The organism is Streptomyces sp. SID12501, from assembly GCF_010550245.1.
In the GTDB taxonomy this organism is placed as follows: domain Bacteria; phylum Actinomycetota; class Actinomycetes; order Streptomycetales; family Streptomycetaceae; genus Streptomyces.
In genome coordinates, this window is record NZ_JAAGLU010000012.1 from 17,977 (window position 1) to 30,228 (window position 12,252).

General features: G+C 69.4%; 10 protein-coding genes. All 10 read left to right on the forward strand.

Going from position 1 to position 12,252, the window contains the following annotated elements; all coding sequences use genetic code 11:
• Window position 1 precedes the first annotated feature (1 nt).
• The gene (thrC, locus tag G3I71_RS16055) at window positions 2-1,060 is read left to right on the forward strand and encodes a threonine synthase (protein WP_164315299.1); all 1,059 of its coding nucleotides are present in this window, start codon (window positions 2-4) and stop codon (window positions 1,058-1,060) included.
• 310 nt (window positions 1,061-1,370) lie between these two features.
• Window positions 1,371-2,300 (forward strand): homoserine kinase, encoded by a 930-nt coding sequence (thrB, locus tag G3I71_RS16060; RefSeq protein ID WP_164315301.1) that lies wholly within the window; start codon window positions 1,371-1,373, stop codon window positions 2,298-2,300.
• Between the two features lie 545 nt (window positions 2,301-2,845).
• Window positions 2,846-4,924: a transcription termination factor Rho gene (rho, locus tag G3I71_RS16065; RefSeq protein ID WP_164315303.1), complete on the forward strand. Its 2,079-nt coding sequence runs from the start codon at window positions 2,846-2,848 to the stop codon at window positions 4,922-4,924.
• Between the two features lie 252 nt (window positions 4,925-5,176).
• A complete protein-coding gene (locus G3I71_RS16070) occupies window positions 5,177-6,877 on the forward strand; it encodes a trypsin-like serine protease (protein WP_239149178.1) in 1,701 nt (566 codons plus the stop codon).
• A gap of 217 nt (window positions 6,878-7,094) precedes the next feature.
• The gene (locus tag G3I71_RS16075) at window positions 7,095-8,201 is read left to right on the forward strand and encodes an LCP family protein (protein ID WP_164315307.1); all 1,107 of its coding nucleotides are present in this window, start codon (window positions 7,095-7,097) and stop codon (window positions 8,199-8,201) included.
• Between the two features lie 268 nt (window positions 8,202-8,469).
• Window positions 8,470-8,694 (forward strand): 50S ribosomal protein L31, encoded by a 225-nt coding sequence (gene rpmE / locus G3I71_RS16080; RefSeq protein ID WP_164315309.1) that lies wholly within the window; start codon window positions 8,470-8,472, stop codon window positions 8,692-8,694.
• Window positions 8,695-8,797: 103 nt separating this feature from the next.
• Complete coding sequence (prfA, locus tag G3I71_RS16085; protein ID WP_164315311.1) at window positions 8,798-9,874, forward strand: peptide chain release factor 1; 1,077 nt, start codon at window positions 8,798-8,800, stop codon at window positions 9,872-9,874.
• Window positions 9,875-9,969: 95 nt separating this feature from the next.
• Window positions 9,970-10,809 carry a peptide chain release factor N(5)-glutamine methyltransferase gene (gene prmC / locus G3I71_RS16090; protein WP_164315592.1) on the forward strand — a complete coding sequence of 280 codons (840 nt, stop codon included), beginning with the start codon at window positions 9,970-9,972 and terminating at the stop codon, window positions 10,807-10,809.
• A gap of 53 nt (window positions 10,810-10,862) precedes the next feature.
• Window positions 10,863-11,510, forward strand: coding sequence for an L-threonylcarbamoyladenylate synthase (locus G3I71_RS16095; protein WP_164315312.1), 648 nt, complete (start codon window positions 10,863-10,865; stop codon window positions 11,508-11,510).
• Window positions 11,507-12,187, forward strand: a complete 681-nt coding sequence (locus G3I71_RS16100; protein ID WP_164315314.1) for a protein-tyrosine-phosphatase — start codon at window positions 11,507-11,509, stop codon at window positions 12,185-12,187. Before G3I71_RS16095 ends, G3I71_RS16100 begins: the two co-directional genes overlap by 4 nt.
• Window positions 12,188-12,252: the final 65 nt, after the last annotated feature.

Genomic DNA, 12,252 nt, shown 5'->3' on the forward strand with positions numbered 1-12,252 from the left:
AATGACCCACCAGTGGCGCGGAATCATCGAGGAGTACCGGGACCGGCTGCCCGTCTCCGACAGCACGCCTGTCGTGACGCTCAGGGAGGGCGGCACGCCCCTCGTCCCCGCGCAGGTGCTCTCCGAGCGCACGGGCTGCGAGGTCCACCTCAAGGTGGAGGGCGCGAACCCGACCGGGTCCTTCAAGGACCGCGGTATGACCATGGCCATCTCCCGGGCGAAGGAGGAGGGCGCGAAGGCGGTCATCTGTGCCTCCACGGGCAACACGTCTGCCTCCGCGGCCGCTTACGCCGTGCGCGCGGGTATGGTCTCGGCCGTTCTCGTACCGAAGGGCAAGATCGCCCTCGGCAAGATGGGGCAGGCGCTGATCCACGGCGCCAAGATCCTCCAGGTCGACGGCAACTTCGACGACTGCCTCACCCTCGCCCGCTCGCTGAGCGACAACTACCCTGTGGCGCTGGTGAATTCGGTCAACCCGGTGCGTATCGAAGGGCAGAAGACGGCCGCCTTCGAGATCGTCGACATGCTCGGCGACGCGCCCGACATCCACGTCCTGCCGGTCGGCAACGCGGGCAACATCACCGCGTACTGGAAGGGCTACACCGAGTACGCCGTCGACGGCATCGCCCGGCGCACCCCGCGCATGTGGGGGTTCCAGGCGGCCGGCAGTGCCCCGATCGTGCGCGGCGAGATCGTCAAGGACCCCTCGACGCTCGCCACCGCGATCCGCATCGGCAACCCGGCCTCCTGGAAGCAGGCGCTGGCCGCGCGTGACGAGTCGGGCGGTTTCATCGACGAGGTGACGGACCGTGAGATCCTGCGCGCCTACCGGCTGTTGGCCGCACAGGAGGGTGTTTTCGTCGAGCCGGCGTCCGCCGCTTCCGTCGCCGGTCTGCTGAAGGCGGCCGAGCAGGGCAAGGTCGACCCGGGCCAGACCATCGTCTGCACCGTCACCGGCAACGGCCTGAAGGACCCGGGCTGGGCCACCGAGGGCGCACCGAAGCCGGTCGTCGTCCCGGTGGACGCCGCGACCGCCGCCGAGCGACTCGGACTCGCGTAGACCGGGTACTGATCGCCTAACCGGGGTACTCCCTACGGAGTCCCTACGGCGGGTGCACAGGGGGCTTACGACACGCATCGTGCGCCTCCTGTGCGCCCTATGTCGCCACAGAACCTTCCTTCGATAAGCTGGGGTGAACCCGCCCGCCGCATATGCCTCCGCGCGTATGGCGCGGCGCCGCGTTGCCCCAGCGGCCCTGAGGGTCTCCCTGCAGGCCCTCAGCCGTTTTTCAGTAGCCGTTCTCCAGTGTCGTATCGCATGTCATCGAATGTCTTCGACGAAATCGCAGCTCAAGGAGAGTCATCGAGCGATGGCCGGTCCAGCGTTCCGAGCCGCCGCCGTCCGGGTGCGCGTCCCCGCCACCAGCGCCAATCTCGGTCCGGGCTTCGACGCCCTGGGCCTGTCGCTGGCGTTGTACGACGACGTGGTCGTCCGGGTGGCCGACTCCGGGTTGCACATCGACATCGCGGGTGAGGGCAGCGAGACCCTCCCACGCGACGAGAACCACCTCCTCGTACGGTCTCTGCGCACCGCCTTCGACCTGCTCGGCGGACAGCCGCGCGGCCTCGAGATCGTGTGCGCCAACCGCATTCCGCACGGGCGGGGACTCGGGTCCTCCTCGGCCGCCATCTGCGCCGGCATCGTCGCGGCGCGGGCCGTCACCATAGGTGGCGACAGCCGCCTCGACGACGAAGCCCTGCTCGAACTCGCCACCGAGATCGAGGGACACCCCGACAACGTGGCCGCCTGTCTCCTCGGTGGGTTCACGCTCTCCTGGATGGAGGCCGGAGCCGCCCGGGCGATCAGGATGGAACCCGCAGGCTCCGTCGTTCCGGTGGTGTTCGTGCCCGGGAACGCGGTGCTCACGGAGACAGCGCGCGGCCTCCTGCCGCGCACCGTCCCGCATGTCGACGCCGCGGCCAACGCGGGGCGTGCCGCCCTGCTCGTCGAGGCTCTGACCAGGCGTCCCGAGCTGTTGCTGCCGGCCACCGAGGACCGGCTGCACCAGGACTACCGCGCCCCGGCCATGCCGGAGAGCGCGGCGCTGGTGGAGCGGCTGCGGGCCGACGGCATCCCCGCGGTGATCTCCGGCGCGGGACCCACGGTCCTGGCGCTGGCCGACGAGGCGACCGCCGACAAGGTCTCCCGACTGGCGGGCGACGGCTGGGCCGCCAACCGGCTCGGACTCGACGCCCGGGGAGCGAGCGTTCTGCCGCTCGCGGCCCCCGGAGAGAGTTAGGCGACGACATCAACGGGGCACGCACCAGGGGACTTACGACATCCGGCGTTGTCGCGTTCGGCGCCGCATCCGACAGCGCGTGCGGCGCCGTATCCGGCGCATCGGCATTCAACGCTGCCACATTCAACGCTGCGACATTCAACTACATACGGTTGCCGGATTTGGAGAGGGGGAATGTTTGTTGGATCCGGTAGTGTTAACCTCAAGTCTGCACCCGACCCCACCATGGCGAGGTGCTTTTTGTCCCCGTCCGGGACAGACTTTCTTCCGGGAGCCCCCCAAGCCACTGTGTGTTTCATGCGGCGTTCGTTTCGTCGTGTGCAGGCGCTGAGCGGCATTCAGGGCACGCTCCGGAACCGGTGTGACCAAGCCACCTGACACAGAACTCAGTGTCACGGCTTTGGGAAACGCCATCACCAGAACCTCTTCCGCCGCTTCGGCGGACCACCGCCCCGGCACGGTCCACTCATGAAGGACCGCAGCCGGACAGCAAAACCGGTCGCCGTGCCAGACAGGCCGACGTCCGCTCCAGGGAAGGACCCTTCGTGAGCGACACCACCGATCTGATGGGCGCACGTGTCGAGGAGACCGCTGCGGCGCCCTCCACGGACGCCTCCGCGCCTGCCACGGGTGCCGGCTCCCGGCGGCGCCGCGGTACCGGCCTCGACGGCATGGTGCTGGCCGAGCTGCAGCAGGTCGCATCCGGCCTCGGTATCAAGGGCACCGCGCGGATGCGCAAGAGCCAGCTGATCGAGGTCATCAAGGAGGCGCAGGCCGGGGGCGGGACCCCCAAGGCCGCCGCTGCCCCCGCCGGGGACGCCGCCGAGACCAAGCCCAGGCGCCGCGCCACCTCCAAGGCCCGTACGGGCGAGGACGCCGCGCCCGCCGCCGCCGAGAAGAAGGCGGCCGTGCAGGTCGTCGAGGCGCCCGCCGAGAAGGCCGTCGCCCAGCAGCAGATCGAGATCCCCGGCCAGCCCGCCAGCGAAGACGCCCCGGCCGAGCGCCGTCGGCGTCGCGCCACAGCCGAGGCCGGCAGCCCCGAGACGATCGTCGCCGAGGCGCAGAGCGAGTCGAAGGCCGAGACGCAGGCCGGCGATGCCGACGCCGACGGCCGCCAGGGCCGCCGCGACCGCCGGGACCGCGGCGACCGCGGCCGGGACCGCGACCGCCGGGGCAACAAGACCGACGAGCAGCAGGGCGCCGCCCAGCAGCGCGGGACCCAGCAGAGCCAGCAAGGCCAGCAGGGTCAGCAGCCGGCCGGTGGCCGTCAGGACCGCCAGGACCGCGCCGAGCGCCAGGACCGTCCCGAGCGCCAGGACCGTCAGGACCGCCAGCAGCGCGACACCGGTCCACGCGACAACGGGCCGCAGGACGACGACGACTTCGACGGCGGCCGTCGCGGCCGTCGCGGCCGCTACCGCGACCGCCGGGGCCGTCGTGGGCGCGAGGAGTTCGGCCCGAACGAGCCGCAGGTCGCCGACGACGACGTCCTGATCCCCGTCGCGGGCATCCTGGACATCCTCGACAACTACGCCTTCATCCGCACGTCGGGCTACCTGCCGGGCCCCAACGACGTGTACGTCTCCCTCGCCCAGGTCCGCAAGAACGGCCTCCGCAAGGGCGACCACGTCACCGGCGCGGTCCGTCAGCCGAAGGACGGCGAGCGCCGCGAGAAGTTCAACGCGCTGGTCCGTCTCGACTCCGCGAACGGCATGGCCGCCGAATCGGGCCGTGGCCGCCCGGAGTTCAACAAGCTGACGCCGCTGTACCCGCAGGACCGCCTCCGTCTGGAGACGGACCCGGGCATCCTCACCACCCGCATCATCGACCTCGTCGCGCCGATCGGTAAGGGCCAGCGCGGTCTGATCGTGGCCCCGCCGAAGACCGGCAAGACCATGATCCTGCAGGCGATCGCCAACGCGATCACCATCAACAACCCCGAGTGCCACCTGATGGTCGTCCTGGTCGACGAGCGTCCGGAAGAGGTCACCGACATGCAGCGGTCGGTGAAGGGCGAGGTCATCTCCTCGACCTTCGACCGCCCGGCCGAGGACCACACCACGGTCGCCGAGCTGGCCATCGAGCGCGCCAAGCGCCTGGTGGAACTGGGCCACGACGTCGTCGTACTCCTGGACTCGATCACGCGTCTGGGCCGTGCGTACAACCTCGCCGCCCCGGCCTCCGGCCGCATCCTGTCCGGTGGTGTCGACTCGACCGCCCTGTACCCGCCGAAGCGCTTCTTCGGTGCGGCCCGCAACATCGAGGACGGCGGCTCGCTGACCATCCTCGCCACCGCGCTGGTGGACACCGGGTCCCGCATGGACGAGGTCATCTTCGAGGAGTTCAAGGGCACCGGCAACGCCGAGCTCAAGCTCGACCGGAAGCTCGCCGACAAGCGCATCTTCCCGGCGGTGGACGTCGACGCGTCCGGTACCCGTAAGGAAGAGATCCTGCTCGGCAGCGACGAGCTCGCCGTCACCTGGAAGCTGCGCCGGGTGCTGCACGCGCTCGACCAGCAGCAGGCGATCGAGCTGCTTCTCGACAAAATGAAGCAGACGAAGTCGAACGCCGAGTTCCTGCTCCAGATCCAGAAGACGACGCCGGGCGGCAACAACAACGACTGACGGTCGGTAAACGGTCGGCAAGCAGTTCCCAAAGGGCCATCCTCTGTTATGAGGGTGGCCCTTTGGGGTGTATGGGACAGGTGTAGGATCGCGCTCTTCGGGCCGATTCTCGTGGTGTGCCCGAACTGACGATCCCTAGGGGGGACTTGAGTGGGTATATCCCTGTCCGGAGAAGGCCGCCACAGACGACGTGTGCGAATCGTTGTTCCCGTGATCGCCGCCGGCCTCGCCGCCGCGGTCACCGGTGCGCTGATGATGTCGTCCGCGAACGCCGCCACCGCCCTGCCGAAGCCCACCGCCGACCTGAGCCGCAGCGCGCACAGCACCGCGGAGCTCGAGAAGCGCGTAGCCGGCGCGGCCACCGGTGACGACACCCTGGCTTCCAAGAAGACGACGTTCACCGCCGGCACCGTCGCCGGCACCAAGGACGCGAAGATCATCGGTGGTTCGACGACCACCCTCGCGGCAGCCCCGTACATGGCCCAGCTCTGGTACGACGACACCAGGGGCACGGACACGACGGACGACGACATCAGCTTCTTCTGCGGCGGCTCGGTCATCGCCCCGACGAAGATCCTCACCGCCGCGCACTGCGTCAAGGGCTACAACTGGAACGCCAACGGCGCCGTCATCACCGGTACCGCGACGCTTCCGGACGCCGACGGGAACACCGACGGGACCGTCTCGGGCGTCTGGCGGCAGTGGAACAACCCGTCGTACAGCTCGGTGACGTTCGACAACGACATCGCCGTCCTGACGCTCGCGTACCCCGTCACGGCGCCGCCGATCCGGATGACGACGGCCGGTGACACCGCCTCCTACAAGGCGCTCACCAACGCCAAGGTCTACGGCTGGGGGCGCACCAGCTCCACCACCAAGGACATCTCCGCGACCCTGAAGACGGCCACGCTGCCCATCCAGTCCGACGCCACCTGCAACGGCAAGTACGGCAGCGACTTCATCAAGGGCCACATGGTCTGCGCGGGCAATCCCGCCACCGGCAGCGACACCGGTACCACCACCGCCTGCAACGGCGACTCCGGCGGCCCGCTCGTGGTCGCGGGCAAGGTCGTGGGTGTCGTCTCGTGGGGTGTGACGGACTGCGTCGAGAAGGGCGCCTACAGCGTCTTCTCGAAGGTCACTTCGTACGTCGGCGCCGTGTACCCGCGGGTCGAGGACGCGAACCTCAGCGGTGACCACCTGGCCGACCTGTGGCTGCGCCGCGCCTCCACGAAGATCGCCTACGAGAAGGACTCCAAGGGCACCAGCTTCGGTGCGAGTGAGCCCTGGGGCAACTGGGACGGCGTCAACGTCGTCCTGCAGACCGACCTGAACCGGGACGACTACCAGGACCTGGTGGTCCGTGACAGTGGCTCGGGTGCCGTCTACTGGATGCACTACGTGCCCGAGCCCGACGGCAGCGCCGGAACCTGGGCCACGAAGACGATCTTCGCCAACTGGAAGTCCCGCACCCGGATCATCACCCCGGGCGACGTCACCGGCGACTACAAGCCCGACGTCCTCACCGTCGACTCCGCAGGTGCCCTGTGGATCTACCCGGGCAACGGCAACGGCACCTTCGGGGCGCCGTCCAAGGTCTCCACCGGGTGGAACCAGTACAGCTCGATCGTCGGCCACGGCGACTTCAACGGCGACGGCAAGGCCGACCTGCTGGCCCGCACCAAGACCGGCTCGGTCGGTTACCTCCTCAAGGGCAACGGCAAGGCCGGCTCCCAGGCCTTCGCGGCCCGGGTCAAGGTGCGCACCTGGGGCGGCTTCAACACCCTGCTCACCCCCGGCGACGTGACCGGCGACGGAAAGGCCGACTTCCTGGCCCGTACGCCTGCCGGGACGATGTACCTCTACCCGGGCACCGGCAAGGGTACGAGCGAGATCTTCGGCACACCGAAGTCGGTCGGCACCGACTACAAGCAGTGGGACATCATCAGCTGAATCCGCAGGTGAAAAGGGTCTTCTGAGCGATTCGCGAGGAACATCCCGTCCGTTCGGTCACACGCTGTGCCCTTCGCACCACGCGAAGGGCACAGCTCGTTGTGCAACCCTTTTTCCGTAATGACCGTCTGACCATCCGACCGACCGGGTTACGACGGAAACAGGACTGACCCTGAAAGCAAGGGGTAACCGACCGGAACGAAACCGAAGGAAGCGCATGTCCGCCGAGAGCAATCCGCTTGATCCAGGGAAGCCGTCGAAGTGGCCCAGCCGCCGCGAGCCCGGCGGCAAGCGCTCCAGGGCGCTGCTCGTCACGGCCTGGATCGCCGCCGCCATCGTCGTGCTCGGCGGCACCGGCCTCGGGTACGTGTACTTCAAGCTCAACGGCAACATCAAGAGCGTCGACATCAACCAGGTCCTCGGTACGGACCGACCCACCAACGTCGACAACGGCTCCGAGGACATCCTGGTCCTGGGCTCCGACACCCGCTCCGGCGCCAACAAGAAGCTCGGCGGCGGCGCGGACGACGGCAGTGCCCGCTCGGACACCGCGATGATCGTCCACGTGTACGAGGGCCACAAGAAGGCCAGTGTGGTCTCCATACCCCGGGACACCCTCGTAGACCGCCCCCTGTGCACCGACACCAAGGGCGTCACGCACGACGCGGCCACCGGCGTGATGTTCAACTCCGCGTACTCCACGGGGGGCGCCGTCTGTGCCGTGAAGACCGTCGAGGCGCTCACCGGGATCCGTATGGACCACTACGTCGAGGTCGACTTCACCGGCTTCCAGAAGCTCGTCGACGAGCTGGGCGGCGTACAGGTGACCACGACGAAGGACATCAAGGACTCCGACAGCCACCTGAACCTGAAGGCCGGTACGCACAAGCTGAACGGCAAGCAGGCACTCGGCCTGGTCCGTACCCGTCACGGCGTCGGTGACGGCTCCGACCTGGGCCGCATCCAGCTCCAGCAGGCGTTCATCAAGGCCCTCGTCGACCAGATCAAGGACGTGGGCGTCCTGTCGAACCCCAAGAAGCTCTTCGACCTGGCGAACACCGCCACCAAGGCCGTCACGACCGACTCCGACCTGGGCTCGGTCCGCTCCCTGACCTCCTTCGCGACGGGCCTCAAGAGCATCGGCTCCGCCCACATGGCCATGATCACCATGCCGGTCGAGTACGACCCCGCGAACCCCAACAGGGTCATAGTCGACAAGGCCAAGGCGCGCTCGGTCTGGAACGCCCTGAAGACGGACCGCCCCATCCCGGCAGCCGCGACCAAGGGCACGGCGAAGGGCGACGCGGCGGGCGTGGTGAGCTGAAAGCAGCGGGGCGCAGCCCCCTGCTTTCAGGGGCGCGGGGCTGTGACATTTGCGGCTCCGCCGCGTGGGCGCGACAAGCCACAACGCACCCGCACCCGCCCGCGAACGGCATCCCAGCACCCCCTCCCGCGCCCTCCGGGAATATCCAACCCCCGCCCCCGGTTTTGGGGGATGCGCCCAGTCCTGGCAGACTGGTACGTCGGCCCCGGTTCACGCACCCGCATCCCGCGGAGGCGACCCGGAGCCCTCCCGAAACTAGGAGAACCCCTTGAAGCGCGAAGTCCACCCCGAGTACGTCGAGACGCAGGTCAGCTGCACCTGTGGCGCGTCGTTCACCACCCGTAGCACGATCACGAGCGGCAACATCCGCGCCGAGGTCTGCTCCGAGTGCCACCCGTTCTACACGGGCAAGCAGAAGATCCTCGACACCGGTGGCCGCGTGGCCCGCTTCGAGGCCCGCTTCGGCAAGGCCGCTGCCGGCTCCACGAAGTAGCGAGGCACCAGCGCCGGTCCATGGATGCCCCCCGGGGCGTACCTGGACCGGCGTTTTTGGTCGCCCGCCTTCCCCCACGCACCACACGTTTTCAGGAGCCCCCATGTTCGAGGCCGTCGAGGATCTGCTCACCGAGCACGCCGACCTGGAGAAGAAGCTCGCCGACCCGTCGGTCCACGCCGATCAGGCCAACGCGCGCAAGCTCAACAAGCGCTACGCCGAGCTGACCCCGATCGTCGGGACCTACCGCTCCTGGAAGCAGACCGGGGACGACATCGGCACGGCGAAGGAGTTCGCCGTCGTCGACCCCGACTTCGCCGCCGAGGTCAAGGAACTGGAGAAGCAGCGCGACGAGCTCACCGAGAGGCTGCGCCTGCTGCTCGTTCCGCGTGACCCCAACGACGACAAGGACGTCATCCTGGAGGTCAAGGCCGGCGCCGGCGGTGACGAGTCCGCCCTGTTCGCCGGGGACCTCCTGCGGATGTATCTCCGCTACGCCGAGCGCGTCGGTTGGAAGACCGAGATCATCGACGCCACCGAGTCCGAGCTGGGCGGCTACAAGGACGTCCAGGTCGCGGTGAAGACCAAGGGCGGCCAGGGTGCCACCGAGCCCGGCCAGGGCGTCTGGGCCCGTCTGAAGTACGAGGGCGGGGTGCACCGCGTGCAGCGCGTGCCCGCGACCGAGTCCCAGGGCCGTATCCACACCTCCGCGGCCGGTGTCCTGGTCACCCCCGAGGCGGAGGAGGTCGACGTCGAGGTCAACCCGAACGACCTCCGTATCGACGTGTACCGCTCCTCCGGTCCCGGCGGCCAGTCCGTCAACACGACCGACTCCGCGGTGCGCATCACGCACATTCCCACCGGAGTCGTCGCCTCCTGCCAGAACGAGAAGAGCCAGCTGCAGAACAAGGAGCAGGCGATGCGTATCCTGCGCTCCAGGCTCCTCGCGGCAGCCGTGGAGGAAGCGGAGAAGGAGGCCGCGGACGCCCGCCGCAGCCAGGTCCGCACCGTCGACCGCTCCGAGAAGATCCGTACGTACAACTTCCCGGAGAATCGCCTCTCGGACCACCGCGTCGGCTTCAAGTCGTACAACCTCGACCAGGTGCTGGACGGCGACCTCGACGCCGTCATCCAGGCCTGTGTCGACGCGGACTCCGCAGCGAAGCTCGCGGCGGCGTAATCCCCGTACGAGGACCGTAGCCCCGTACGAGTAACCAGTACCGGAGGACCAGCGTGCAGCAGAACATTGGGGGACGGCCCCCGAGCCCCCGCAGCTTGCTGCTCGCGGAGGTGGCCCAGGCCACCCAGCGGCTGGCCGCCGCGGGCGTGCCCTCGCCGCGCAACGACGCGGAGGAGCTCGCCGCGTTCGTGCACGGTGTGAAGCGCGGCACGCTGCACACCGTCAAGGACATCGACTTCGACGCCCGCTACTGGGAGGTCATCGCCCGCCGCGAGGCCCGCGAGCCGCTCCAGCACATCACCGGACGCGCCTTCTTCCGCTACCTGGAACTCCAGGTCGGGCCGGGCGTGTTCGTCCCCCGTCCCGAGACCGAGTCGGTCGTCGGCTGGGCGATAGACGCCGTACGCGCGATGGACGTCGTCGAGCCGCTGATCGTCGACCTGTGCACCGGTTCCGGCGCCATCGCGCTCGCCCTCGCCCAGGAGGTCCCGCGCTCCCGGGTGCACGCCGTGGAGCTGTCCGAGGACGCCCTGGCGTGGACCCGCAAGAACATGGAGGGGTCCAGGGTCGACCTGCGGCAGGGCAACGCCCTGGACGCCTTCCCGGACCTCGACGGCCAGGTCGACCTGGTCGTCGCCAACCCGCCGTACATCCCGCTCACCGAGTGGGAGTACGTCGCCCCGGAGGCCCGGGACCACGATCCCGAACTCGCCCTGTTCTCGGGCGAGGACGGCCTCGACCTCATCCGGGGCCTGGAACGCACCGCCCACCGTCTGCTGCGCCCCGGCGGCGTCGTCGTGGTCGAGCACGCGGACACCCAGGGCGGCCAGGTGCCGTGGATCTTCACCGAGGAACGGGGCTGGGCCGACGCGGCCGACCACCCGGACCTCAACAACCGCCCGCGCTTCGCGACCGCCCGCAGGGCCACGCCGTGAGCATCACCCAGACTCTCTACCCCCAGCAGTACGTGTACGAGGAGGCCCGCTAAATGGCTCGGCGATACGACACCAACGACGCGACCGACCGCACGACCGGTCTGCGCGAGGCCGCGTCCGCCGTCCGCCGCGGCGAGCTGGTGGTCCTCCCGACCGACACGGTGTACGGCATCGGCGCCGACGCGTTCTCCTCCGAGGCCGTCAACGACCTGCTGGAGGCCAAGGGCCGCGGCCGTGGCATGCCCACGCCCGTCCTGATCGGTTCCCCGAACACCCTGCACGGCCTCGTCACGGACTTCTCCGAGATGGCCTGGGAACTCGTCGACGCCTTCTGGCCGGGCGCCCTCACACTCGTCGCCAAGCACCAGCCGTCCCTCCAGTGGGACCTGGGGGACACCCGCGGCACGGTCGCCGTACGCATGCCGCTGCACCCGGTGGCCATCGAGCTGCTGACCGAGGTCGGCCCCATGGCGGTCTCCTCCGCCAACCTGACGGGCCACCCGTCCCCCGAGGACTGTGACGCCGCCCAGGAAATGCTCGGCGACGCCGTCTCCGTCTACCTGGACGGCGGCCCCACGCCCGGAATCGTCCCGTCGTCGATCGTCGACGTCACGGGCAAGGTGCCGGTCCTGCTGCGCGCGGGCGCGCTGTCGGCCGAAGAGCTGCGCAAGGTGGTCCCCGACCTCGAGGTGGCGAATTGACAGCCCCTGACGCGGGGCGTGGCATAGGCATGCGTACGGGGGGCACGGGGGCTCAGCACTGGAACGGGGCCTCGCGGGACGCCTTCCGCATCCTCTATGTCAGCACCGGCAACGTCTGCCGCTCACCGATCACCGAGCGGCTGACCCGTCATGCCCTGGCGGACCGGCTCGGCGACCCGCTCTGGGGCGGCCTGATCGTGGAGAGCGCCGGTACGTGGGGCCACGAGGGCGCGCCCATGGAGGCCAACGCCGAGGCGGTCCTCGCGGAGTTCGGCGCGGACCCCTCCGGCTTCACTGGGCGCGAGCTGCTCGACGAGCACGTGATCCGGGCCGACCTGGTGCTGACGGCCACGCGGGACCACCGCGCGCAGGTCATCTCCATGGGCCACTCGGCGGGCCTGCGCACCTTCACGCTGAAGGAGTTCACGCGCCTGGTGAAGGCGATAGACCCGGCGACCCTGCCCCCGCTGGACGACGGAATGATCGAACGGGCGCGCGCACTGGTCCGCGCTGCGGCGGCTCTACGCGGGTGGCTCCTCGCGCCCACCGCGGAGGCGGACGAGGTGTACGACCCGTACGGGGCGCCCCTGACGTTCTTCCGGTCGATCGGGGACGAGATACAGCAGGCGCTCGACCCGGTGGTGACCGCACTGACGGGAGTCGCCGCGCGTACGTAGCCGGTTCGCAGGTGCACCGGGCGCACCCGCTCTCCCCGGCCTACATTGGACGTACGTCACCGTCG